The organism is Alkalicoccus urumqiensis (genome assembly GCF_002993335.1).
Classification (GTDB): domain Bacteria; phylum Bacillota; class Bacilli; order Bacillales; family Salisediminibacteriaceae; genus Alkalicoccus; species Alkalicoccus urumqiensis.
Genome location: NZ_PVNS01000002.1, coordinates 103708 through 129165, shown reverse-complemented (window position 1 = coordinate 129165; position 25458 = coordinate 103708). Strand labels below are relative to the sequence as shown.

Below are 25458 nucleotides of genomic sequence, written 5' to 3'. Positions count from 1 at the left end.
CATATCAGACAAAAGACTTATACAATTCCCCGCTCTTTATCTTCCTGCTGCTTCTCAAAGATGTAGCGGATCAATTTCTGCCGCACCTGCTCATCCGCTTCTTCAAATTTCACATGCGCCCGCGTTCTTCCCTCGGACGAAGAAATGCGGATAACAGAAGCTTTGAAGCAGAGGTATTGAATTTCTCCACTGCGGTAAGGGACGGACAGCCAGACATCCACTTCAGTGAGGGCTTCAAGTGGATGCCCTTCCTTCAATGCCAGTGCCGCCCCTCCCCCACTGACATCAGCAGTTACTGCTGTAAAAGGAGGAAAAAGCCCATCCGGACTATGAACGGCTGCATCCAGTGATGCTTCCACACGGACAAATTCTCTACGCTGAATTCTGGAATACTCCTCTTTTCCGGGATCTTTCAGAACCAGCATCGGGACATGGGTCTTTAAACGCCCCGTCACTTCCGTGGAAAATGAATAAACAGCTTCATCTGTTCCAATGAATGTAGCCTGAAATTCAGATCCTTCCAGAAAAAAGCGCACTTTTCCTGTTGCTTCTTCAATCGGATAATCTATGTATATTTTTCCTTTGGCCTGATCCAGAATACTTGTACGGAAAAACTGCCTTTCCCCTTCTGCTGACGCCTCCAGTTGAACTGGCGTGCCGATCTTCATCATACGGAAGCCTCCTCTGTGCATCTTTGTATATTATCTGTGGAACCGGGGAAAAAATCAAGCCGGCACGGAGCTTTCCCCGCATAGGTGATAAAAAAAGTTTCTGCAAAAAAACGAGCTTTCCGAAGCACGGGCAGCGGCCGGCAGAAAAACCGGTACTGCAGCAGGCGGAAAGCTCGCAGACAGTTCAATACATGGCGGACCGGCTGTATTGACTGTTTTGTTATTCGGGGGAAACATCAATATCAAACGCGGTCTCATTCCCGCAGACACACCGTTTGAATCCTGTGTCAAATCCACCATCCTCATTGGGACGCCCGCGGAGAATATATTTCTCTCCGCAGTTGTCACAGCGGATGATCACTTTATAGCGCTGCTTTGTTTCAGGCAAAACGATCACTCTCCTATCAGGGTCCGGATATCTGACACTTACTATACAACGTCCGGCGGCAGTTTATCAAGAAATCCGATGTTCCCTGTGCTGTTCCTGATTGGCGCGCTTTACTTTCCAGAGCCCAAGCATCCAGAGTCCGAGCATAAACGGAAACAAAAGCCCCTGGCTTAAATCACCTGTAAGCACTGCTGCATTGTAAATGCCATGGAGAATAACGGGAATGGCAAGCGAAAGTATTAACGGGACAGCCGGACGCCTGGAAAATTTAGCGGCACCTAAATAATACCCCATCACCACCCCCATCAATGCGTGGAGTGATACCGGGAAGAACGCTCTGGAAAATGCGGTACTGAGCCCTTCCGCACTTAAGTAAAGGATGTTCTCAACTGTAGCAAAACCGAGTGCCACCGCCCCGGCATAAACGATGCCGTCATACCGCTGATTGAAATGTACATGAAAATAAGCCGTGAGCAGAACGATCAGCCATTTCGCGGATTCTTCAACCAGCGCTGCCTGCAGGAGCCCTTCAACAAGGGGGCCGTTCCAGTTCCCTTCTACTTGGAAAACATATTGGATAAACATAACCGGAAATGCGAGAAGCGCTCCGAACAGATACGTTCTGACAACCATATGAACCGGCTCCGGTTCCAGCTCATCCCGCAGATAGAAAAAAAGCAGCAGCCCCATCGCAGGAGCACAGGCCGCTGCAAGAAGGCTGATCATGGTTCAAAAACGTCACGTGCAGAGACTCCGGCAAGAAGTGCAGCACGCAGCTTCAACCTGGCCTTTTTACTGTCCGCATCGCGTCCAAGCACGACTCCGCGCTCATATAAATCATAGGCACTTCCTGGATAGTCATACGTCGTGTAGACGTGCCCCTCTTCAGAAGCGGTCGTCAGCACAACCGGTATACCTTTCTCAACTGCTTTGGAACACCATGGCGCCCACTCCGGCGGAACCTGGCCTCTTCCGAGTGCTTCGATTACAATCCCGTCCACATGGCTGTTCACTGCTGCTTCGAGTGCGAGCGGAGGCTCCTCCAGAGCTGCTTTTATTAAAACAACAGTAAGAGGCCTGTTTTCTCCTGCCGGAATCCGATGCCTTTCAACGGGACGCTGGTAAAGGTGAATTTTGTCATTATCGATAATTCCCAGGTAGCCGAAGCCAAACGAATTAAATCCCTGAACATTCGATGCATGTTCTTTTTTTACGTATTCTGCGGAAAAAATGCGTTCATTGAATACAACGGTTACGCCGGTGCCCCGGAGCACAGGATCCGCCGCTGTATAAACAGCGTGGCGCAGGTTGATAAATGCATCACTCCCCAGCTGGTCCGGCGACCGCTGTGAACCGGTAAAAACGACCGGTATGTCTAAATGGAGAAGGAGATCCAGGTAATATGCAGATTCCTCCAGCGTATCTGTGCCGTGCGTAATAACGATGCCGTCGGCTTCTGTATTTTTAATTTTCTCAGCAAGAAGATGCAGATCATCGAACGTCATATGAACGCTCGGTTTCTGGAAAGAGGACTCCACCGTCACATCAATATCTTCCGGCAGGCCAAGTTTCCGCGCCAGGTCTTCTCCGCTGTACCGCCCGGCCTCCAGTTTTCCCCGTTCATTTTTCATACTGGCAATTGTGCCGCCTGTACTGATTATTTGAACTTTTCTCATGTGCGCCACTCCTGGAGGTCTTTCGTTCCTGTACCTGCTTCTCTTTTTGCTATGGCCTGTGCAATTTGTCCGCCGTGCCAGCGGCCGTTTTCGATGAAAATCTCATTGGCGTTGTTTCCTGCCGCAATTACGCCTGCTATGAATATTCCTGAAACATTCGTTTCCATCGTTTCGGAATCAAATACAGGCCTTCCGCTTTCGGGGTCTGTCTCCACCCCCATATTCTGCAGAAAGCCGTGATCCGGATGATAGCCGGTCATGGCAAACACAAAATCTGCCTCCAGCTTCTCTCTTCCTTCCGGATGACGGATTAGGATATGCTCCGATTCAATTTTTTCTACCTCAGCGTCGAAATGCATCGTTATATTTCCAGAGCGGACCTGTGCTTCAAATTCGGGCAGCACCCACGGTTTAATACTTTTTGAATACGTGCTTCCCCGGTAAACAACAGTCACGTCCGCCCCTGCTTTATCCAGCTCAAGGGCAGTATCCACGGCAGAGTTTTTTCCACCAATGACGACCACTTTCTGGTTGAAGTAAGGGTGACCTTCATGGAAATAATGGTAGACATGAGGTTTCTCTTCGCCTTCAATCTGCAGCAGGTTCGGCGATGCATAATAACCCGTAGCTGCAATAATGTAATCCGCCGCATAATGGTACGTTTCTCCACGTTTATCGGTTTCCACTTGAAAAAAGCTTCCTTTTTTTATGGAGGTCACCTCCTCATACGACCGTATCCGCAGGTTCCGTTCCTCAGCTACTTTCCGGTAATAAACAAGTGCTTCATTCCGCTTCGGCTTCCGCTCCGTGGAGTAAAATGGAATGCCCCCGACAGAAAGCTTTTCACTCGTGCTGAAAAACTGCTGGTGAGTTGGATATTTGTAAATAGCGTGCACGATATTTCCCCGCTCAATCAGGAGAGGATCCATTCCAAGATCCTGAAGCGCTGCGGCCGCCGCAATCCCACACGGCCCTGCTCCTACGATAATCACTTTTTCATGCTGCACCGGACATTCTCCTTTCTTTCTCTTTATATAGTTTAGTAAATATCATCCCTGCGCGCAAAAGTTCTGTCACACAGAGCGCACCATTCCTGATTCCCGGCATCTATTTTGAACAGAAACAGCCGCTCGACGTGAAAGATCCGTCCAGGCACCACCTGAACGGACATTTTTACGAAATAATCAATTTTATAGTTGAGGACCGACTATATCCAGCCGCGGAACCGGCTTGCCTCTGCCATTTTTCTTACTCCAACCATATAGGCAGCAAGACGCATATCCACATTCCGCATCTGGGCGACCCGGTAGACATTATCAAAAGCTGTTGTCATTACTTTTTCCAGCTTTTCGTCCACCTCTTCTTCCTCCCAGTAATAACCTTGATTGTTCTGGACCCATTCAAAGTAGGAAACGGTAACCCCGCCTGAACTTGCAAGTACATCCGGCACAAGCAGAATGCCCCGCTGGTGAAGAATTTCTGTCGCTTTCATCGTAGTTGGTCCGTTCGCTGCCTCCACTACAATCTGTGCCTGAATGTTATCTGCATTCGCTTCTGTGATCTGGTTTTCAATAGCAGCAGGAACAAGAATATCGCACTCCTGCTCAAGAATTTCCTGATTCGTCAATGTATTTTTAAACAGGTTCGTTACTGTTCCAAAGCTGTCTCGTCTGTCGAGCAGATAATCAATGTCCAGACCATCCGGATCGTAAAGTCCACCCTGAACATCAGAAATACCTACAACATTTGCTCCGGCATCATTCATAAACTTCGCAAGAAAACTTCCGGCATTTCCGAATCCCTGTATAATAATCCTTGCACCTTCCAGCTGAATGCCGCGGCGCTTGGCTGCTTCACGGATGGAGATCGTGACTCCTTTCGCTGTCGCTGCTTCCCTACCGTGGGAACCGCCGAGAACAAGTGGCTTTCCAGTAATAAATCCGGGAGAGTCAAATTCTTTCATCCGGCTGTATTCATCCATCATCCATGCCATAATCTGAGAATTTGTCTGCACATCCGGAGCTGGTATATCCTTCGTCGGACCGACGATTTGACTAATGGCACGGACATACCCTCTGCTGAGCCGTTCCACTTCAGGGAAAGACATAGTGCGGGGGTCGCACACGATGCCACCTTTTCCGCCTCCGTAGGGAAGATCAACGATGCCCGCTTTCAGACTCATCCAAATAGAGAGGGCTTTCACTTCCGTTTCTGAAACATCCGGGTGAAAACGTACGCCGCCCTTTGTCGGTCCGATCGCATCATTATGCTGAGCACGATAACCGGTGAAAATTTTGACAGAGCCATCATCCATTCGGACTGGAATCCGCACTGTCATCATACGGAGCGGTTCCTTCATAAGCTGGTACACTTCGTCAGAATATCCTAACTTTTCAAGTGCCTGTTTAATTACCGTTTGTGTTGACGTAAGTACATTTTGTTCCTGGGAACTGCCTGCATTCTCTCCCATATACGTTCACCATCCCGTCTGAAGACTTTTGGCACCTATACTTAAGTAATCTCTACTTCCATCATAAAGAAAGAAACATCTTTTTTCCACACTAATCCGTGCTTTCAGCGAAATTTCAAGCGTACTGCTCTTTCAAACTCCCTATAGAATAACGCCGCCTGCTGAAATATCCGTTCCTTCTGCTCTATTTCCATCCGCCTCAGCGTGAAAACGAAAGAAAAAGACGCACCTCTTCAGGATACGCCTTTTCGCAGCCACTGCTGCCATTCATTTTCAGTACGTCCGATAAAACAGTCGGCGTACTGTTGTTTAGCTGATTCCGAAAGCGAATCAAGCGCTCTTCCACCAAGACCGACTTTTATTTCCGGATACCTCGATAAAATACTCTTCGTCAGATCCAGCGCCTTCTCACGGTGCTCTGGTATCGTCGTAGAGATAACGACCGCACTGGCATCGATTTCTTTTATGATCTTTTCTACGTCTTCTCCGGGAATACCGGCCCCGAGATAAATGGTCTCGTATCCCCTGCGTTTCAAATAATAAGTAAAGATCAGCAGACCAATTTCATGGAGGTCGTCCGGCCCGCAGACGCAGACGACGCGGGGAAGAAAACTGTTCACCGGCAGTGACTGAAACACCATACCGATGCGGGTGCGCAGCACAGAGGTTACGAAATGCTCGTGCGCGGTAAGAATCTCACCCTTTTCCCACCGCATCCCTACATCCTGGAGAATGCCGCCGAGAATATGGATGAGCACTTTTTCCGAAGAAAAAAGACCGAATGCCCGGTCAATCAGTTCATGCGCCCGGTTTTCCCGGAAATGCAGCAGTTCATTTGTAATCTCGATGCGGAGCTGATCCATATGGTTATCATGCCGGGGATCGTCCGCAATAAATGCCGGCTCTTCCTGGTTGTTCAGAAGATCGACAGCCTGGCCGATGGTGAAACCGCTTTCGACCTTGTTCACCACCCACTTTAAAATGCGCACATGGTCGTCCGTATACAGCCGGTGGCCGGCGTCATTACGGACTGGTTCAATTATATTATAGCGCCTTTCCCATGCTCTTAACGTCCCTGCGTGGACACCGAGCAGGTTGGAAACAGCTTTTATATTGTATTTACCCTGGTTCTCGCTCATCACATTCGTCACCTGCTTATTTATAGAAATTGCATAGGGCGTCCATTAAGAATATAGTACAATCGGCGATTACGCAAGTCACGGGCCCATCGGCACGAGCGTGATCCGGTGAATTTCAGGCGGGGCTCCGAACCGCACGGGGACGCCGGTTGTACCAAACCCATTGGAAATAATGAGAGGGAGCCCTTTTCTCCGTGTCACTTTCCCCTTTTCTGCAATACCGAAAGGCCCAAAGCGGATCTGCCCCCCATGTGTATGTCCGGAAAGCATGAGACAGAAGTCGTCTCTTTGTTTCATCCGATTAATAAGGTCGGGATTGTGCGTTAACAGGACCGTGGGATGACTGGTACAAAGAACAGAGAGATGATCTCTATTTGATGTAGAATCGCCGGCACCGGCAAGAATCCAGCTATCCATATCAACAGCTTCATTATCCAGAAGGTGGGCTCCGTTCTCTTCATATACATTTCTCAGTTCGGCTTCGGAAGGGTAATCATGGTTGCCAAAAACAGCGAAGACACTGCCGATTCTTCGCATCTGATGGACGTTTTCTTTCACATTCCTCAGCGGGCACCGCTTATCCTGAATGTCCCCTCCCACTAAGACAGCATCCACCCTGCCGGCAGGCAGATGATGTTCACGGAGCCTCCGCCCATGAAGGTCGCTTATAAACACAAGGTCCACCCTGCGCTTTAACCCATCCACCTTTATGGTGGTATGCTTTTTACGCACAGGGATCGTATCTTTCAGAATCAGCAGTGAAAGAAGCAGCAGACTAGAAAAGACCAGCCGCACGGCCATCATCCAGCACATCCATTTCCATCGCCGCCGGTTTTTCCGGGAGACCGGGCATCGTCATTACACTACCCGTCAATGCAACAATAAAGCCCGCCCCTCTGGAAATGCGCAGTTCTCTGACTGTAATTCTAAAACCGCGAGGACGGCCTAATTTTGATGGATCATCACTCAGCGAATACTGCGTTTTCGCCATGCAGACAGGAAGTTCTTCCAGGCCTTCCTGCCGGATGGTTTCAAGCATATTACGTGCCTCTTTGGAAAAATCGACGCCCTCTGCTCCATAAACCTCCTGAACGATCCGCCGGATTTTATCTTTTACAGGAATCTTTTTGTCATAAAGCGGCGTATGATATCCGTCGAAAGCGTCGGCTGCTTTTGCTGCTGCTTTGGCAAGAGCTGTGCCTCCAGCTCCTCCATGCTCCCAGACTTCTGCCGTTTCTGCCGGCACACCTTTGTCTCTGCAGAAGGAAAGGACCCGGTCTGTTTCTGCTTTCGTGTCGTGTACAAATGCATTTACAGCAACAACGACCGGCACGCCGAAAGCATGAATCGTTTCCAGATGTTTTTCCAGATTTTCCAATCCTTTTTCCAGCGCTTCAAGGTCTTCGGTTTTTAAATCGTCTTTTGCCCTTCCGCCGTGCATTTTCAATGCGCGGACGGTTGCTACCAGAACGACAGCGGAAGGAGAAAAACCACCGGCTTCTGCTTTTATATGGAAAAATTTTTCTGCGCCGAGATCCGCTCCGAAACCCGATTCAGTTACAGCAAATTCTCCGTAGGACGCGGCCATTTTCGTTGCAGCAAGACTGTTGCACCCATGCGCGATGTTTGCAAACGGTCCTCCATGGACAAACGCAGGCGTATTCTCCAAAGTTTGAACGAGGTTCGGCTTTACTGCTTCGCGGAGAAGAAGTGCCAGCGCCCCCTCAGCTTTTAAGTCGCCGCACGTGACGGGCTTACCGGAGGAATTATAGCCGATGATCATCCGCCGCAGCCTGTCTTTTAAGTCAGCCACTCCATCAGCGAGACAGAGAACGGCCATAATTTCAGAAGCCACCGTAATGTCAAACCCGGTTTCATGCGGCACGCCGTGCAGTCTTCCACCAAGGCCGGCTACAATGTTACGGAGAGAACGGTCGTTAATGTCCAGTACCCGTTTCCAGGTCCCTTTCCGGATATCAAGGTCCAGCTCATTTCCCCGGTGGATGTGGTTATCCACAAGTGCAGCCAGCGTATTATGGGCGCTCGTTATGGCATGAAGATCGCCGGTGAAATGAAGGTTAATATCCTCCATCGGTACAACCTGGCTTTTTCCGCCGCCGCATGCTCCCCCTTTCAACCCCATTGTCGGCCCCAGGGAGGGTTCGCGCAGAGCAACGACAGCTTTTCTGCCGATCGCATTCAGCGCCTGACCAAGTCCAACGGTAACCGTGGATTTTCCTTCTCCTGCGGGAGTTGGGTTCAGAGACGTTACAAGGATAATTTTTCCTCTTTCTTCCTCCGGCTTTACAGCCTCGAGAGGTACTTTCGCCTTAAAATGACCATATGGCTCAAGAATATCCGGGTCGATGCCCATTTCTTTACCAAGCTGCATAACAGGCTTTAATACTGCTTCCTGTGCAATTTCAATATCCGATTTGTAGGCTGTCATTTGTCAGACCCCTTTCCATAATTAGTATATTGCCGGAAACCAGAATGGATAAAGAAGGATACCGAAAATAAGCACAAAAAAGAGGATCAGCCAGATACGTACAAGCGGAAATTCCGGTTTGGCTTTATGCTTTTTCTTCTTTTTTGATTTTCTGCTCCGTTCCATACGCGAAGGCAGTTTTTCTTCTTCCTGCTCATCCATGAAGGTCACCTCCAGTAGTTATTTCCGTGAGCCGGAGCCGGATGATTCCGGCAAGAACGAGATCGATGATGAAATGTGCGGTCACAACTGCCGCAAGACTTCCACTCCATTCATAAACAACACCGATACTGACGCTGATAAGAACGACGACAAATAATAAAAACGGTTTTGAAGCATAACGGAAATGCATCAATGCAAAAAGAAGTGATGCAGCCAGAAGACCAAACTGTTCCTGAAGAACACCGCGGAACAGCACTTCTTCTGCAAATGCTACGAGAAAGCACACTGCAGCCAGTGCAGGCCAGGGCATGTTTCTAAACACACGAATATTGATTCCGCCGTCGTCGAACCACCTGCGCGGGACAATGAACCAAAGTATCAGCTCAAACACCAGCACAGCTGCTGCAAGGACTGCTCCGGTAAAAAGCGCTGCCCGGGAAAAATTCCACTGGCTGAATGGGTGGAACGCATCCCCGAAAAACAACCATGCCCCCACGGCTGCGACAGTTAAAAACAACACCTGGGTAACGACGACATTTAACTGAAGTTCCCGGTCATTCAAATCAGAGGCATCAGGTAATTTCATGGCGGCGCTCCGGATAGAATAATTGAATCAGCCGGTTTTCCCACCCTGTTTCCTCATTAGAAAAAAACAGCTGTGAGGAGGCTATTTCCGGTCTGAGACCGCAGACACTGCAGCAGTTTTGCTGTGCTTCTGCTTCCTCCTGGAAATAGCGGAGGATCTGCTTTCTCAGGCACTCTGTGTCCGTATAAAAAGAGAGCATTTTCTCAAACTGCCGCAGTTTAATCCGGCGCCTCGCTTCGTAAATACTTCCAAGGCGGTCGATATCTTCTCTTTCAGGCACCCGTTGAAAACGGCCGTTTTTAAGCAGGCCGGACTGCTCAAAATGATGCTCCGCCGTTCGATTGACGACTTCCGGAAAAGGAAGTGTCTCATGTGGAAAATCAATCTGCTGCTGAAAAACCGGAAGCATATAACGGAATAAATCGCTTTTTTCCGGAAGAGCAGACTGTATCAGATGCATCTGCAGGCGTTCCTCTTCAGGACCTGCAAGCAGGACAGCAATACTGTCGCTGCCGTCCCTTCCGGCTCTGCCGGTTTCCTGAACATACTGTTCCAGCGATGGCGGCAGATACAGGTGGACGACGCTGCGGATATCTTTCTTGTTAATTCCCATACCAAACGCATTCGTTGCGGCAAGAACTGAAACACTTCCTTCGACAAACTGAAGCTGGACAGCTCTTCTCTCCTCAGGGCTCATCCCTGCATGGTAGCACGCAGCTGAGAAATTCCGTCCCGCTTTGGCAGCGGCTTCTTCTGCCTCTTTTCTTGTGCCGGTGTAAATAATCATCGGCTTCGGCAGTGCTTCCATTTCCCGCTCCAGGCGCTCCCATTTCTCTTCCCGGTTCTCAACCTTCACTGCTTCGAGAAAAATGTTCCGGCGGTTTACAGAGCGGCGGTATATAAACGGATGATTCAGCTTCAGCAGTTCTTTTATATCCGCTTCCACCTGTGGTGTTGCGGTGGCGGTGAGTGCCAGCACCACCGGTCTGTGAAGCTCTTCTATCACCCCGGCGAGGCTTTTGTAGTCCGGACGGAATTCATGGCCCCACTGGGATATGCAGTGCGCTTCATCGACTACAAATAAGGAGATTGTCAGCTGTTTCAACCGTTCTTTTATTCTTTCCGACTGCAGCATTTCCGGAGAAAGAAACAGCATATTCAGCTGTGGGAGCCGGTAAAGAATGTCTTTTTTCTCCTGAAAAGAGAGCTGTCCGGTCAATGATTCCACTCTTCTTCTTCCCTGTGACTGAAGCTGCGTCACTTGATCCTGCATTAGTGATACGAGCGGGGACACTACCACTGTGAGTCCCTGAAGCATTCGTGAAGGAAGATCATAGCAGAGCGTTTTACCTCCGCCTGTAGGGAGTACAGCGAGCGTATCCTCTCCCTTCATGACAGAACGGATGACCTCCTCCTGTCCCGGCCGGAAAGAAGTAAATCCTGCATCTTTTAACATATCTTCATAAATAAGCGGTCCCTCCTTTTCCGGTCCTGGAAGAGAGTACGAGACGTATTTGAAAATAGTCTGCTTTCTCACCAATACGCTCCCTTATATCCCTCAGTCTCCCGCCGCTGGTGGAGGCCGCCTGAAGAATCTCACGCTGCAATTCCGCTGCCGCGTACACATCCACCGGAAATTCAGGATCTGAAGCAGCCATCTCAACAAAATGATCCTCAATAGTACTCACTTTCAGCCGGCGCTCTGCTGCAATCTGCTGTAAGTCGTACCCTGCCATAAAAAGTTCCCTCGTTTTTTCAGCAGACCTGGTCAGTTCTTTTTTTTGTTTCCACTGCTTAAAAAGCGTATTAAGACATTCCGGAGACTCCGGACCTCCGCTTTCGATTAAATCATGAAGAATACTTCGGAAACGAAGCCAGGTATGAAAGGGCACTTCTCCGGAAGAAGTCATCTGTCCCAGGGTCTTTCCGCTCCGGTCCGGACCGGATAAACTGTCAGTAAAAAGCTCCGCATCACTCCGGGAGCGTTTCAACAGTTCCCTGTAAAGCCATTCGTACAGTCCTTCGGCAATCTGTTCTGCAGAAGCCTCCCTAAAAAGTGAGCGGACATTCTGCTTAGCAGTAGTATCAGCATATACAGGAATAAACTGTTTCCGCCCTGCTTTCAGGTGTGATGCCGTTTGAATGAGAAGGTTCAGTGTACGCCAGCAGTCATCTGTGTGCCCTTCCCATTCATATTTCCATCCTGATAATCGAACGTTCTCAAACACTTTCCTGCTGACTGATTCTGCATCCAGGCCTGACTGCGTTACGCTGTCCACTGTACTGCTGATGGGCTCAATAAATCCTTGATCCCGAAGCCGCTGCGCCTGTTCCCACAGCGTTCCATAAGACGTATGACGAAGCAGTCCGGCCCACTTGTGGAGCCGGAACAGATGAATATCCTGAATGGTCTGGGAAGAGCGCTTCCCTTTTAAAATATGTACCGGACCGCTGATGGACCGCTGTCCATTCATGTGCATAAAAATATGAAGAAGCAGCCTGTCCATCTTGACGTCCTCCTCTCAAATACTGGTTTTATTCTATCATATTGAGTGCGGCCGCTGTTGAAAAACCGACAGTAAAAGAGTAGAATAATTTAACGAGAAGATATACATCACCGCTCACTATTGAGACAAAGGAGGAACCACCCGTGGCTAAATTTACAATCGTCGACCAGGACACCTGCATCGCCTGCGGTGCCTGTGGTGCAGCTGCACCGGACATATATGATTATGATGATGAAGGCATTGCATTCGTCATCCTTGATGACAACAAAGGAACAGAAGCTGTACCTGAAGATCTTTACGAAGATCTGGAGGACGCCTTTGACGGATGTCCGACCGACTCCATTAAAATTGCCGAGGAACCATTTGACGGCGATGCACTGAAGTTCGAATAGTACCCCTTTTAGACCGGAGGTTTCTCCGGTCTTTTTTTATAGGGTAAGAATGTATAAAATTCAAAGCCTCTTTCGAGCAGCTATGCCAAGGGCTGCGGCATTTCAGTGTTCTGTTCCATGTACCGTTTGTTTCTGTTGATAGAGCTTCTCCACTTTTCGGCAGAAGCCTGCGTGGGCTTGTCTTCCAGCCGGGCGCTGTTTGCACGGCTGCAGGTGCAGGCAGAAAGCGGGAACCTATTCAACAAACCTCTCTTTTCTTTTAAGACCAGGCAGTTTCTGCCTGGTTTATTTTATGTCGTTCACTGAATCCGCCGAGATTTATTAGCCGCTTCCACCCTTCTCTCTTCAGCATTTTCATAATAATTGGATATGTAAGCGCATACGATGTCAGACTACTTCGTCCTCCTGAAAAAAACTTTTGGTTTTTGAGCGGATACACCCACTTTCTTCTTATTTCATGTTAGTATAAGAAAATCAAGTAGGAAAAGGTGGGGATGTTAAAGATGGTGCAAGCTGTACAGCCTGTGAAGAAGCAGAGCGGGACATATACCGTACTGGTGGCTGATGCCATGAGCGAGGATGGTCTTAAGCCTATTCTCGAAAGTTCAGAAGTGAACGTAGTCCGTGAGAAAATTGACGAAGCAACCATTCCTCTCGAGGAAGTGGACGCACTTTTAATCCGCAGTGCTACAACGGTTACCTCAGAAGTACTCGATAAACTGCCGAACCTGAAGATCATCGGACGGGCCGGTGTTGGTGTAGATAATGTTGATATGGAGGCTGCAACCGCACATGGTGTAGTCGTCATTAACGCTCCGGATGGAAATACGATTTCCACTGCGGAACATACATTTGCCATGATCGCCTCTCTTGCCAGAAATATACCTCAGGCCAGCAGATCCATGCAGGAAGGCCGCTGGGACCGGAAGAAGTATCAGGGCGCGGAACTTTATGGAAAAACGCTCGGTATCGTCGGTTTCGGCAGGATCGGAGCAGAACTTGCACAGCGTGCGCGTGCATTCCGTATGAACGTCCTTGCCTTCGATCCGTTTCTGACGCAGAGCCGGGCAGAGAAAAATCATGTTACGGCAGTTTCTCTCGATGAAATACTCGAGCAGTCGGATATTTTAACGGTACACACGCCGCTTACAAAAGATACAAAAGGGCTTTTGAATGAAAAGACATTAAAGCAGACAAAACCCGGTGTGTTTATCATTAACTGTGCCAGAGGCGGAATTATCGATGAGAGTGCGCTGTATGATGCCGTACAAGATGGCCATGTGCGCGGCGCTGCGATCGATGTATTCGAAGAAGAGCCCGCAGCCAACCACCCGCTAAGCTCTCTTCCTCAGGTCATTACCACGCCGCACATTGCTGCTTCAACATCCGAAGCACAGCAGAACGTGGCTGAATCTGTTTCTCAGGAAGTTCTCGACTACCTCCAGGGAAACCCTGCTCCGCATGCATTGAACCTGCCTTATCTGGATCAGGATGCATTTGAGAAATTCTCTCCGTTTACAAGTTTGACGAAAACACTCGGAGCGATCGCCTCCCAGCTTTTCAAGGAACCTGCGGGTCAGGTGGAGATCAGCTACGCAGGAGAAATTTCCCACCAGGAAACCGGGTTATTCAGCCGCAGCCTGCTCGCAGGATTTTTCCGGCACCGCATTGATGACTACGTAAACGAAGTAAATGCTGGAGTTATTGCAAAAGAGCGCGATGTCGAGGTTTCCGAAAAACATGAATCAGAGTCAAAAGGCTACGCCAATTTTGTGAAAGTGAAAGTTACGGGAGAGAGCAGCTCCCTGGAAGTTCATGGTACGTACAGCTCTGAGATCGGGCCCCGTGTCGTGCAGATAAACGGCTTTCAGCTCGACTTCTCCCCGGCAAAACATACGTTTTATGTACGGCACCATGACCGCCCGGGAGTAATCGGTAAAGTCGGTCAGCTGCTTGGAACCCACGGGGTCAACATTGCTACCATGCAGGTTGGACGAAAAGAAGAAGGCGGGGAAGCCATTATGCTGCTATCCACCGATAAAGAATGCGGAGATGACGTTCTTCAGGCGTTCAGTGAAATTGACGAGATCGCTCACGTCACTTCGATTGAATTATAATCTATCCCGTCAGCCCTCTTTTTACCTGGACTGTCGATCGGAGCGCCGGACAGCAGTCCGGCGCTTTTTATACTGTCTAAAGTCTTCTCCCGCGGACGGAAGGAAATTGCGGTGCACACTGCAAGTATGGTACATTAATACAGCATCATAGATACGAAGAAAGGCAGGAACTCCCTCATGCGTAAATGGACAATGAGCCTCTCCCTCGGCGTACTTCTTTTTGCTGCAGCGTGCAGCGGAAACGATGAAAACAATACTGCGGAGGAAGAAGCAGAACAGCAGGATACGAATACATCAGAAGAGGAAGAAGAACAGGCTTCGGAAAATGAATCTCTCGAAATGGACAATACATCCGAAGAAATGGATGAAGTCACCGCAGAAGAAATCGAAGAAACGGAAGCCGATCTTCCTGAATTAATGAACATGGACCCGGAAGAAACAGCTATTATTGTGAATGGTGAAGAGATTCCCGCTTCCCAGCTGCAGAATCAGCTCGGTCCAATTTTTGATATATTCCAAAGTCAGGAAATGGAAGATGGACAGATGGAGATGATGATGGCGCAGATGCAGGAACAATATCTCGCACAAATCGTCAATCAGGAATTGATGAAACAGGAAGCAGAACGACAGAATATTGAAGCGGATGAAGAATTCGTGGAAGAGGAATACGAGACCATCCGCAGCTCCTTTGACTCAGAAGAGGCGTTCCAGGAACAGATGGCTTCGCTGAACTACTCGGAAGATCAGATCCGCGAAGAACTCCGCCAGGTTTCACTCGTTGAGCAGCTGATGGAATCGGAGGATGTTCTTGCTGAATATGAAGTGTCCGAAGAAGATGTCCGCAGTTACTACGACACCCTCTCCTCTCAGGATGCCTCTCTTGCAGAAGAAGGGTTTGAAGCAGCTAAGGAAGATATTGAAAACACGTTGATCCAGCAGGAAATGCTGCGTGATTTGAACGATCAGGCAGAAATCGAAATTATGCTGTAATAACAGCTCAGGCTGTCTGCCGACTGTTGTTGAGCAGTCGTGTTGTTTCCGGTACAAAAAAGAGGCTGGGACAAAATAGTTGCCCAGCATGTAAAAAACGCTTTCGATGACCCAAGTGGGTCGTCGAAAGCGTTTTGTCTGGGAGAAACAATTACGAACCTGTCTCATGGCCGTGAACTTTCTCATGTTCACGGCCATGAGTGCAGATCCCAATTCCTGTTTTACCATGGCTTTGCCACTCACCGACATTCTGGTGAAACGCAAATTCGCCTTCAGAAATCCAAAAACGGCTTCTACGTCGGTTTTACACCGACCGTAGATGGCTCCAGTTTTTCTTCCGAAAGTTGGCGGATATGTGTTTTTTGCGTTTCCCATCGTTCATATGCGGGAAAAGCAGGAGCTGAAGATCCACCGCCGCTGTTTTTGCGGCAGTTAGCTGAAGCCTTGCCCGCGGCAGGCGATTGGCATTGGAAGGATCAACCCCCCTTATATAGAAAGCCCTCACCAAAAATGGTAAGGGCTTCTTTTGATGCTGGTTTTTCCCAGCCTCCTTTTGTAAGGAAACTATCGCACTTATGATTTTTCTTACAACCGATATTTCTTTATTCTTTATCTGTAGAGAAAACCTGACTGCCGCGTGCATAAAGAACATCTTCTCTTCCTGCATCTGAATTGACCGCGCGGGCTGCTGCAAAGAAGTAATCGGAGAGACGGTTTAAGTATGGCAGCGCCTGAGGAGGAAATGGTTCTTCTGTTGAAGCTGCCGCTGTAAGACGTTCCGCTCTTCTCGCCACAGTACGGCACACGTGAAGTTGAGCCGCACCAGGTTCTCCTCCGGGGAGTATAAACGTGCGGATTTCAGGTGCCTGATCCCAGTGATGGTCAATCTGTTCTTCAAGCCGCTGAACAGATTTTTCCGTCAGTTTCCACTTGTTTTTTCCGCTGACATCGGCCATGTCCCCTCCGAGATCAAACAGTTCGTGCTGAATCTCATGCAGTTCGTGGAGGAGCTTTTTCATAGAGGTTTTTTCCAGCTCTGCACAGGCGGAACCGATAAAACTGTTCAGTTCATCCACCGTACCATACGCTTCGACACGTGGGTCCGTTTTGGAAACGCGCTTTCCAATCAGCTGTGTCTGTCCTTTGTCGCCCTGCTTTGTATAAATTTTCATTTCCGTTCCTCCTTATATTCTGGAAGCCGTACTTGAAAGGTTGTCCCCTCTCCATGGTGGCTGTGAGCTGCCACCGTACCACCGTGGGCATCAATAATATTTTTCACGATAGCGAGCCCCAGACCGGTTCCGGCGCGTCCACGTGTGCGTGCTTTATCTGCCTTGTAAAAGCGTTCGAAAATGAATGGAAGGTCCTCTTCCGGGATTCCTGCACCGGTATCTTCCACTTCGAGAAGCAGTTCCGAGTCGATAAGCCTTACACGGAAATAAATATCTCCATCCTCTCCGGTATGACGGATCGCGTTATCGATCAGATTGGTAGCGACCTGCTCCAGACGGTCCGCATCTGCATAAAAAACAGCCCGTTCCGGCGTTTCAAGGTCATAATGGAGATTTACATCCTGCTCTTTTGCCACAACCTGAAATTTTCGGACCATCTTCTCTGTAAACTCACCGAGATGAATTTCTTCACGGTGCAGCGATAGGTAGCCAGCTTCCATCCTGGCCAGATCAAGCAGTTCATTGACCAGCCTTCCGATCCGGAGGGATTCATCATAAATGATACCGGCCATTTCTTTCTTTTCCGCCTCTGTCTCTGCAATGCCGTCGACGATCGCTTCGGAATATCCCTGCAGCATAGAGATCGGTGTGCGGAGTTCATGTGAAACATTTGCAATAAAATCTTTTCTTAACTTATCATGCTGGCGCTCTTCCGTCATGTCCCGCAGAACGGCAACCGCGCCGCGGATCACATTTTCTCCATAAAGCGGAGTCATCAGGATGACCCAAGTCCTCCCCTGTACGGTTGTCTCACTCACCACTTCTTCTCCCCGGTTCAGCACTTCTTTAAAAAGCTCTTCCAGAACCGGAGGCAGGTTTGTCTCTGATTCTTTCGATTCAAATCGAAAAGCTTCGAGAAATGTATCTGCAGGTGGATTGGTAACAATCAGTTCCCGGTTCCGGTTTATGGTCAAAACTCCGTCTGCCATCGAACTCAGTATCCGGGACAGCTGCTCTTTTTCCTCATTCACTGCCTGAATATTTGTCTGAATGGCCCGCCCCATCCGATTGAATGCCATCGCGAGAAGCCCGATCTCATCTTTCGTCTGAATCGGTATTTTCGTATCAAAGTTACCATGTGCCGCTTCCAGGGAAGCCTGCCGCATCTGCCGGAGCGGGGCAGTGATCCGGGAGCTCAGGAAAAAAGCGAAAATGGTCGTAAGTATAATGGCCACGCCTGCAGAGAGAAAGACAATCTGCTTTGTCTGACTGGTTGCTTCTTCAATCACATCCAGCGGCTGATATAAAAAAAGAGAACCTTCCTCCCCGTCTGAAAACGTAACCGGCATGCCGACAATCATAATTTCACTTGCTTCTTCTGTCACGGCATAATTTCCCTGTGTCACAATCGTCTCGCGGTCCTCGGTTACTTCCTGAAATTCCGGTTCTTCAAAAAAGAGATCAATCGGCAGATTATGTTCATCCCGATTGGCTGTATACCAGTAGTTATCTTCACCGATCAGAACGGCATTTGAAGCATACGTGGCCGAAATCGTTTCACTCATCTCGAGTGCTCCATTTCCCGTTGTCTCCGTTTCCAAAAACGTAACGAGAAGTGCAGCATGATCCGTCAGCTCACTCTCTGCCTGTTCGGTGTGAAACCGTTCGAAGTATTCAAGAAGCAGGACCGTCAGAACGAGGAGCACGACGGACACAAGCAGCAGAATAGTGAACCAGAGTTTTCCTACAACACTTCTCCAGAACATCATGTCCCCTGCGAAACCTCAAATTTGTAGCCGACACCCCACACCGTCCGGATCATGTCTGCTGCCTTCGGTTCCACCGCACTCAATTTTTCCCGGAGACGCTTCACGTGCGTGTCAACAGTACGCAGATCACCAAAGAACTCGTAGTTCCAGACGTCTTTCAACAGCTGTTCGCGTGCGAACACTTTATCCGGCGCCTGTGCAAGGTAAAGAAGCAGTTCGTATTCTTTCGGTGTGAGACTGATATGCGTATCTTTTACCGTGACTCTGTGGGCATCATCGTCGATCGTTACAAAAGGGAATTCATACAATTCTTTTGTTTTCGTATCCGTCTGCAGAAATTTTGTCGTCGATGCCCGGCGCAGAAGCGCCTTAACTCGTAAAACAACTTCACGTGGGCTGAACGGCTTTACGATATAATCGTCGGCTCCGGACTCAAACCCCTGCACGCGGTTTGCCTCTTCCCCTTTGGCTGTCAGCATAATGACAGGTGTCGCTTTATGCCTGCGCAGTTCCTCACAGACTTCGATCCCATCCATTCCCGGCATCATTAAATCAAGAATAATTAAGTCGTAGTCTTTGTTCATCGCTTTTTCCAGAGCGTCCTCGCCATTTTCTGCATCTTCCACCGTATAATTTTCTTTTTCAAGATACATACGGAGCAGCCTGCGGATCCGCTCCTCGTCGTCTACTACCAGAATACTCGTGCTCTCAGCTGCCAAGACAACCCCTCCTTGTTTAAAGCCTGTCTATGCGTACGAATGAAGCCCGGCAATAATCAGATTAACAAATACCAGGTTGAACATAATCAACGCGAACCCGATCACACAGAGCCAGGCGCTTTTTTCTCCGTGCCATCCGCGGGAAAGCCGCAGGTGAAGATAAGCGGCGTAAAACAAAAATGTAATGAGTGCCCAGACTTCTTTCGGATCCCATCCCCAGAAACGGGTCCAGGCAATCTGCGCCCAAATCATCGCGAATATCAGCCCGCCGAGTGTAAAGACCGGAAATCCAATGGCTATCGCGCGGTAGCTGATCTCATCCACTGTCTGCGGATTCACGTTTTTCACTACCGGCTGAAGAGACGCAGCCACCGGTTTCCGGCCGATTCCACGGATGCCTCCGTAAAGGACCAGACCGCCGATAAAGGACCATAGTACCGTATTTAAGTCATTACTCCGGACAAAAGCAGGCGTGTTGATAACAGGCGTGAACCCCTGCTCCGATACGAGCTCTCCTTCATTAGGTCCGACGAGCGGAGGAAGGTAGTAGTCCATAACGGCTTCTTCTGCATTTTCATCTACGTAGTTGAACTGTGCCGTATAATCTGCCGCACCAAAACCGATGCCGATACCGACATACGCTACGAGACTTAAAATGCTGAACATAATGAATTCAATGCCCTTCACTTTCCGGGACTTTTTCGTGAAATCAATCTTCCGGACAAGATAAAGAACTCCTGCAGCGAACCCGATGGATAAAATCCCCTGCCCGATCACCGTTGTTATAACGTGTATAAACAGCCAGTTGGACTGCAGAGCCGGAATCAGAGGCTGTGCCTCGCCTGGGAACATCGAGGCGTAGGCAATAATCAGCATGACCACAGGCATTGTAAATAAGCCAAGATAGTTATTTTTGTACATCGGATAAATAATCGCAAATGCAAGAGACATGGCAATACCGAGCGCAGTCATGTATTCGAACATATTGCTTACCGGTGCGAAACCGACAGCGATCCAGCGGGTGACAAAATAAGTCAGACCGCTGAGGAGCGCTGCGATGGACGCAGCATAGCCGAGAATTCCTGCACGGTTCTTCTCTTCTCCGGATTTATCCTTAAACCGCTTCCCTGTAATTGAGACGGCAAATAATATTGTCGCCAGCAGATACAGCACAAAAGCAGCGTAGAGCATGGCGGAACTAAATTCAAACATCATGCATTTCCTCCTTTTTTCTGCTGCACTTCCTCTTCGTTCTCCGCTTCATCATCAAGCTGATCCGCGGCTTCAGGAAGGCGGGTGTTCTCCGAAACAAATGAGAGGTCCCGCTTGAGAGCGTGCCAGTTTTTATTGGCGTGACCGGCTACGTAAAGACGGCCGGCCTTTTCCTGAATCCAGATCCGTCGGTGATGCCAGTAGGATCCCTGAATAAGTCCAACCATAAATATAGCTCCTCCCGCAATAAGAAAAGGCAGTGTATGATCCCGGCGGACAGTCAGTCCGGTAGCATCCACCAGTTCCACATCCTCCATGCGGATAACATGATCACGCTCCCCGTTAAGCTCTTCATTCACGCGGACGCCGATCAGACTGAGCTCTCCTTCCGTGCCTTCTGCTTCCGGATCCTGATCAGGTGTAAAGAGTTCGAAAATGATCCTTGGATTATCCGGGACCCGGTTCTGCGTGCTCGGTTCCCCGTTATTATCGATATAAAAGTTCGGGAAATATTCCAGAAGTTCAATCTGATAGCCATTCTCAAATTCGTAATACCTTGCCGGATCGTTTAAATCAACTTGGAACGTCATATCTTCTTCCAAATCTACCGTATCGGATTCAACAGTAAATGTGAATGTAGACAGTTCATTCAGCCGGTAGTCCACCTGGTAAAGAGAAATACCTTCGAACGTCAGCGGCTGATTTACGCGGATGTCATGATCTTTAACCTTCTCAAGCTCCGCATTGTCTCCGATAATGCCTTCCGGGCGCTTGTAAAGTGTCGCAGATGTCTGAAAGTTGGAAACAACAGGATTATCTTCTCTCGTCAGTGCCTCCTGGAAAAGATCCTCTTCCTGATCATCGTACAGTTCCACCATAAATTCGCGGTTTTCCACAAAATATTCGCCGTTCGTTCCGCTGATTACTTCCCGTTCACCTTCGCGGATCCAGACATATTCATCCAGGTACATCCCAGGGAAAAAGCGGAGCATACCGCCGATGAGGAAGATAATCAGCCCGATGTGATTAACGTACGGACCCCATCTGGAGAAGCGGTTTTTTTCAGCGAAAAGGTTCCCATTTTCTTCTTTTACCCGGTACCGCTTCTGCTTCAGCCGCTCTTTCATTATGGTTCTATCTTCTTCTGTGAGCGACCCTTCTGATTCACCGAATACACGCTGCTTTTTCATAAAGGCTGTGTGGCGTGTTGTACGCTGCTTCTTCAATGCACGGTACAGCGGCACAAATCGGTCCAGACTTGCGATCACAAGTGAAATGCCGAGCGCCGCTATAAGCATCATGTACCACCATGAGCTGTACAGGTTATGAAAACCGAGATCGTAATACAGCTGCCCGGCGATACCATATTCTTCCTGATAATACTCGGTGGCAGTCGTTCCCGGAGGAATGTACATTTCCTGTGGGAAGATCGTTCCGAGCGACGAAGTCACCAGGATAAGTACAATAATCCAAATTCCTACTTTTACTGAAGAAAAGAAGTTCCAGATTTTATCGACTATAGAGGATTTATACGTCTGGGACCGTCTGGCAACCCCTTCATACCTCATATTCGCTACTTTTTCATCACTTTCCTGCAGCGGCTTGCCGCAGGATTCACATAAATACGTGCCATACGGGTTCTGATGACCGCATTCACATGTTACTTTATTCATCGTCATCCCCCACTTCAGCTTCCGGGCACAATCTCCTCGAGTGAAGAAACAAGCTGTTCTTCTGTTTTGCCCCCGATTTGACGCTCCACGACTTCTCCCTCTTCATTAATTAAAAATGCAGATGGAAGAACCCCGACTCCATAAGCATTGCTGACCAGCATATTGCGGTCAATGTACAATTCATAAGGCAGGTTGTACCGGTCTCTGTGACGCTCCACCTGAAGGTTTGTTTCATCCACATTTACATGAATGACCTGAACGCCTTTCTGCTCATACTCCTCATAATACTCTTTTAAAATTTCCATTTTATCTCTGCAGTACGTGCAGTATGTGGCCCAGAAGTTCAGGTACACCCCCTGCCCTTCCATCTCAGCAAGTTCCAGTTCTTCCCCCTGCATGTTCTCAAGGATGAAGTTCGGGGCTTCATCCCCGCTGTCCACCAGTCCCCGTTCTTCCGAGAAATGATTGTAGAATGTATAACCGATCGCAGCGATCATGACAAATAAAATGATGGCTCTCGTCATACGGCGCTTCGTTTTCACTATAAATCCCCCACTTTCACACACAGCTGTCTTTAGTGTATCACTACACTCCTGAAGACTGCATTTACACGGCGCAGGTAAAATCGAACGTTATGTGACAGCACTTTCACGCAGCTTTTTTACTTCATACGGCTTAAGCTCCCGGTATTCTCCTGCATTTAACCCCTGCAGATCAACGACTCCGTACTGCTCCCTGCGGAGTTTCAACACCGGATGACCGACTGCTTCAAGCATTCTGCGTACCTGCCGGTTGCGGCCTTCATGAATGACGAGCTCCACGAGGGAGGTCCCTTTGCGGTTATTCGTCTGACGGACTTTTGCAAAAGCGGGGGACGTTTTGTGTCCATCGATCTCTATCCCGCGGCGGAGCTGCTTAATGGCCTCTTTGTCGGGAATTCCTTCCACCTTCGCATAGTACGTTTTTTCCACTTTGTATTTCGGGTGCATAAGCTGATTGGCAAATTCCCCGTCATTTGTCAGAATGATGGCGCCTGAAGTATCATAATCCAGCCGTCCAACCGGATAAATCCGCTTTTCCGTTGTAATATAATCAGTCACTACTTTTCTGCCTGCTTCATCCGACACACTGGAAATGACGCCTGCCGGTTTATACAGCAGATAGTAGACAGGTTCTTCATTTTCAAGCGGCACGCCGTCTACGACGATTTTATCCGTCTGCTGATTTGCTTTTGCACCAAGCTCCGTCACTTTCTTCCCGTTTACTTCTACTCTTCCGTCCTCGATGAGCTTTTCGGCTTTTCGACGGGACGTGATCCCTGCTTTGGCAATAATTTTCTGAAGTCGTTCCATTTGAACGCACTCTCCTTCTGTTATCATCCCGACAACGTATAAATGTGATACAATCGCACGTATCCAGCATTATTTTACTCCTTCCAGCGGGGTGAAGTAAAGGAGAGAGCTCTCATGACTGCATCCATTATCGTACTTATCATACTCATTTTATCAGCCGGACTCCTGTTATTTGTATTCCGACGGAAGAAAAAGACCTCTGCTGCACAGATTTCTCCTTCCACGGAGAAGAATATTCTGCTTGAAGAGGAACGAGTCCGGGCACAGGAGCTCACCATGCTCCGGATGCGGAACGCCGTTTTAAGGCAGAGCGAGCAGCCGCATGTAACGGAAATCCGCCTCGCCCGCGGGCTTCGTTTTATTGAACTTCCTGACCGCGCACTGCAGCAGATAAGCGATGATTTTCTATCTGTATTTGATCACTACCTCGACAGCTGCTGGCTGACATCAGATGGCGCATTGCGGACGGTATTCAGCGGCATCAGTACTGATACGGCCACGACTCTTGGAAAAATGACAGCGGCTTCACGTGAAACAGCTGTGGAGATGGATATGCTGTTGAAAAGATGGTACGCGCAGGTCGATGAAGGTTTTTCCACACATAAGGAGGGGAATGAGTAACCGGACAGGATTTACACAATGTGAAAGGGGCTGCTGCAGAGTGGGGAAATTCACCAGAGCACCACGAGCCAGAGGACTTGATAATACGCATCTTTTATTGAAGGAAGGCTTTACATTTCTCTCAGACCGGCATAATGAACTTAAATCAGACATCTTTGAAACCAGACTCGTTGGAAAGAAAGCCCTCTGCATAACCGGCGCGGAAGCAGCGGAAAAATTTTACGATTCATCGCTTTTCATTCGAAAAAATGCAGTTCCGTCCGTCATCAGTCAATCGCTTTTAGGAAAAGGCATCCACGGGATGGATGGAGAAGATCACCTTCATCGGAAGCGGATGTTTTTATCCATGATGACTCCGGAACGCGTTGAAGATATAAAAGATATTTTCCTTGAAGAACTGGACCGGCGCGCCGGAGAATGGGAGAAAATGCCGTCTATCCATATGTACGATGAATTAAGAGAAATACTTGTGCGGACCGGCTGCAGGTGGGGAGGCGTGCCGCTTTCCGATGCAGAAGCTCCGCAGCGAACAGAAGAAATGAGCCTGATGGTCGATTCTTTCGGCTCCTTAGGCCGGATGAAAGAAGGAAAGAAAGCCCGGGAATCGCAGGAAAAGTGGCTGGAAGGGATCATCCGGGATGTCCGCAGTGGAAAACTGACGCCGCACCCTCAGACCGCGGCCTACATCACTGCTCATTACCGCACTCCTTCCGGAAAAAAACTATCTGCAAGAGATGCCGGTATCGAGCTGAATAATGCCATCCGCCCTCTTCTTGCGACCGCCTATTTCCTCGTCTTCGGCCTTCTGGCGATGCATCAATTCCCCGGAGAGAAAGAGAAAATCGCTCAGGATCAGAATAACTACTCCCATAAGTTCTCCCAGGAAGTCCGCCGCTATTATCCGTTTGCGCCGGCCATGGCTGCAAAAGTGCGGAAGTCGTTTTCCTGGCGGAATGTCGAATTTAAAAAAGGCACGCTCGTCGTACTCGACTTTTACGGAACGAACCATCACAGAGACAGCTGGAACTCCCCGGAGACTTTCCAGCCGGAACGTTTTAACAACTGGCAGGGGAGCCCTTTCTCCTTCGTTCCTCAGGGTGGAGGGGATCACCACTCCGGCCACCGCTGTGCAGGAGAATGGCTCACTGTCATTGTGATGAAAGCTTTCTTCCGCTATATGTCCACCGGCCTGGACTATCATGTTCCAGAACAGAATCTTTCCTGGTCCCTCCACCGCGTTCCAACGATTCCGGAGGATGGCTTTAGAATCACGAATGTTCAGAGGACGCCTGGAACGGCCGCACTGCTTCAAAAAGAAGAAGCGAGCCAGACCGTCATTAAATCTTAGTCACGA

25 protein-coding genes and 1 pseudogene are annotated in these 25458 nt (G+C 49.0%); 5 read left to right on the top strand and 21 right to left on the bottom strand.

From position 1 onward, the window contains the following. Nucleotides 1-17 precede the first annotated feature (17 nt). The 13 genes from C6I21_RS02400 to C6I21_RS02340 form a co-directional block, all read right to left on the bottom strand. Entirely contained in the window at nucleotides 18-671 is a 654-nt protein-coding gene (locus tag C6I21_RS02400; protein ID WP_181186047.1) for a flagellar brake protein, read from the bottom strand. Nucleotides 672-891: 220 nt separating this feature from the next. Further along, on the bottom strand, nucleotides 892-1059 hold the full coding sequence (locus C6I21_RS16305) for a hypothetical protein (protein WP_181186046.1): 168 nt from the start codon (nucleotides 1057-1059) through the stop codon (nucleotides 892-894). 66 nt (nucleotides 1060-1125) lie between these two features. Further along, nucleotides 1126-1785, bottom strand: coding sequence for a glutamic-type intramembrane protease PrsW (gene prsW, locus C6I21_RS02390; RefSeq protein ID WP_105957828.1), 660 nt, complete (start codon nucleotides 1783-1785; stop codon nucleotides 1126-1128). Then, nucleotides 1782-2735: an asparaginase gene (locus tag C6I21_RS02385; protein ID WP_105957827.1), complete on the bottom strand. Its 954-nt coding sequence runs from the start codon at nucleotides 2733-2735 to the stop codon at nucleotides 1782-1784. Before C6I21_RS02385 ends, prsW begins: the two co-directional genes overlap by 4 nt. Beyond that, complete coding sequence (locus C6I21_RS02380; protein WP_105957826.1) at nucleotides 2732-3742, bottom strand: YpdA family putative bacillithiol disulfide reductase; 1011 nt, start codon at nucleotides 3740-3742, stop codon at nucleotides 2732-2734. Before C6I21_RS02380 ends, C6I21_RS02385 begins: the two co-directional genes overlap by 4 nt. A 200-nt stretch (nucleotides 3743-3942) precedes the next feature. After that, nucleotides 3943-5205: a Glu/Leu/Phe/Val family dehydrogenase gene (locus C6I21_RS02375; RefSeq protein WP_105957825.1), complete on the bottom strand. Its 1263-nt coding sequence runs from the start codon at nucleotides 5203-5205 to the stop codon at nucleotides 3943-3945. Between the two features lie 233 nt (nucleotides 5206-5438). Next, nucleotides 5439-6344, bottom strand: coding sequence for a MerR family transcriptional regulator (locus C6I21_RS02370; protein ID WP_105957824.1), 906 nt, complete (start codon nucleotides 6342-6344; stop codon nucleotides 5439-5441). A gap of 78 nt (nucleotides 6345-6422) precedes the next feature. Then, a complete protein-coding gene (locus C6I21_RS02365) occupies nucleotides 6423-7157 on the bottom strand; it encodes a metallophosphoesterase (protein WP_105957823.1) in 735 nt (244 codons plus the stop codon). Beyond that, complete coding sequence (locus C6I21_RS02360; RefSeq protein ID WP_105957822.1) at nucleotides 7120-8793, bottom strand: formate--tetrahydrofolate ligase; 1674 nt, start codon at nucleotides 8791-8793, stop codon at nucleotides 7120-7122. The genes C6I21_RS02365 and C6I21_RS02360 overlap by 38 nt, the downstream gene beginning before the upstream one ends. A gap of 21 nt (nucleotides 8794-8814) precedes the next feature. Next, nucleotides 8815-8994 carry a hypothetical protein gene (locus C6I21_RS02355; protein ID WP_105957821.1) on the bottom strand — a complete coding sequence of 60 codons (180 nt, stop codon included), beginning with the start codon at nucleotides 8992-8994 and terminating at the stop codon, nucleotides 8815-8817. Then, entirely contained in the window at nucleotides 8987-9580 is a 594-nt protein-coding gene (locus C6I21_RS02350) for a CPBP family intramembrane glutamic endopeptidase (RefSeq protein ID WP_105957820.1), read from the bottom strand. The genes C6I21_RS02355 and C6I21_RS02350 overlap by 8 nt, the downstream gene beginning before the upstream one ends. Beyond that, nucleotides 9567-11036 carry a RecQ family ATP-dependent DNA helicase gene (locus tag C6I21_RS02345; RefSeq protein WP_105957819.1) on the bottom strand — a complete coding sequence of 490 codons (1470 nt, stop codon included), beginning with the start codon at nucleotides 11034-11036 and terminating at the stop codon, nucleotides 9567-9569. The genes C6I21_RS02350 and C6I21_RS02345 overlap by 14 nt, the downstream gene beginning before the upstream one ends. 4 nt (nucleotides 11037-11040) lie before the next feature. After that, complete coding sequence (locus C6I21_RS02340; protein ID WP_105957818.1) at nucleotides 11041-12087, bottom strand: YpbB family protein; 1047 nt, start codon at nucleotides 12085-12087, stop codon at nucleotides 11041-11043. A 143-nt stretch (nucleotides 12088-12230) separates the two neighbouring features. Between C6I21_RS02340 and C6I21_RS02335 the strand changes: the two genes are divergently transcribed. From C6I21_RS02335 to C6I21_RS02325, 3 genes are all read left to right on the top strand, one after another. After that, a complete protein-coding gene (locus C6I21_RS02335) occupies nucleotides 12231-12479 on the top strand; it encodes a ferredoxin (protein ID WP_105957817.1) in 249 nt (82 codons plus the stop codon). A 503-nt stretch (nucleotides 12480-12982) separates the two neighbouring features. After that, nucleotides 12983-14596: a phosphoglycerate dehydrogenase gene (serA, locus tag C6I21_RS02330; RefSeq protein WP_105958012.1), complete on the top strand. Its 1614-nt coding sequence runs from the start codon at nucleotides 12983-12985 to the stop codon at nucleotides 14594-14596. 177 nt (nucleotides 14597-14773) lie between these two features. Then, nucleotides 14774-15586 carry a SurA N-terminal domain-containing protein gene (locus C6I21_RS02325; RefSeq protein WP_105957816.1) on the top strand — a complete coding sequence of 271 codons (813 nt, stop codon included), beginning with the start codon at nucleotides 14774-14776 and terminating at the stop codon, nucleotides 15584-15586. 165 nt (nucleotides 15587-15751) lie between these two features. Here the strand turns inward: C6I21_RS02325 and C6I21_RS02320 are convergent. From C6I21_RS02320 to C6I21_RS02285, 8 genes and pseudogenes are all read right to left on the bottom strand, one after another. After that, nucleotides 15752-15966, bottom strand: a pseudogene (locus tag C6I21_RS02320) (transposase); the annotation flags it as partial. 222 nt (nucleotides 15967-16188) lie between these two features. Next, nucleotides 16189-16758, bottom strand: a complete 570-nt coding sequence (locus C6I21_RS02315) for a cob(I)yrinic acid a,c-diamide adenosyltransferase (RefSeq protein ID WP_105957815.1) — start codon at nucleotides 16756-16758, stop codon at nucleotides 16189-16191. After that, nucleotides 16755-18527 carry an ATP-binding protein gene (locus C6I21_RS02310; protein ID WP_105957814.1) on the bottom strand — a complete coding sequence of 591 codons (1773 nt, stop codon included), beginning with the start codon at nucleotides 18525-18527 and terminating at the stop codon, nucleotides 16755-16757. Before C6I21_RS02310 ends, C6I21_RS02315 begins: the two co-directional genes overlap by 4 nt. Further along, nucleotides 18524-19246, bottom strand: coding sequence for a response regulator transcription factor (locus C6I21_RS02305; protein ID WP_280953432.1), 723 nt, complete (start codon nucleotides 19244-19246; stop codon nucleotides 18524-18526). The genes C6I21_RS02310 and C6I21_RS02305 overlap by 4 nt, the downstream gene beginning before the upstream one ends. 27 nt (nucleotides 19247-19273) lie before the next feature. Beyond that, nucleotides 19274-20458, bottom strand: coding sequence for a c-type cytochrome biogenesis protein CcsB (gene ccsB, locus C6I21_RS02300; protein WP_105958010.1), 1185 nt, complete (start codon nucleotides 20456-20458; stop codon nucleotides 19274-19276). Continuing rightward, nucleotides 20458-22131, bottom strand: a complete 1674-nt coding sequence (resB, locus tag C6I21_RS02295; RefSeq protein ID WP_105958009.1) for a cytochrome c biogenesis protein ResB — start codon at nucleotides 22129-22131, stop codon at nucleotides 20458-20460. The genes ccsB and resB overlap by 1 nt, the downstream gene beginning before the upstream one ends. Before the next feature lie 14 nt (nucleotides 22132-22145). Continuing rightward, nucleotides 22146-22673: a thiol-disulfide oxidoreductase ResA gene (gene resA / locus C6I21_RS02290; protein ID WP_105957813.1), complete on the bottom strand. Its 528-nt coding sequence runs from the start codon at nucleotides 22671-22673 to the stop codon at nucleotides 22146-22148. A gap of 90 nt (nucleotides 22674-22763) precedes the next feature. After that, nucleotides 22764-23483: a pseudouridine synthase gene (locus tag C6I21_RS02285; protein WP_105957812.1), complete on the bottom strand. Its 720-nt coding sequence runs from the start codon at nucleotides 23481-23483 to the stop codon at nucleotides 22764-22766. A 114-nt stretch (nucleotides 23484-23597) separates the two neighbouring features. On the opposite strand from C6I21_RS02285, the gene C6I21_RS02280 reads away from it, so the two are divergent. Together C6I21_RS02280 and C6I21_RS02275 are read left to right on the top strand one after the other, a co-directional pair. Further along, entirely contained in the window at nucleotides 23598-24104 is a 507-nt protein-coding gene (locus C6I21_RS02280; protein WP_105957811.1) for a hypothetical protein, read from the top strand. 40 nt (nucleotides 24105-24144) lie between these two features. Continuing rightward, nucleotides 24145-25452 (top strand): cytochrome P450, encoded by a 1308-nt coding sequence (locus tag C6I21_RS02275; protein ID WP_245411513.1) that lies wholly within the window; start codon nucleotides 24145-24147, stop codon nucleotides 25450-25452. Nucleotides 25453-25458: the final 6 nt, after the last annotated feature.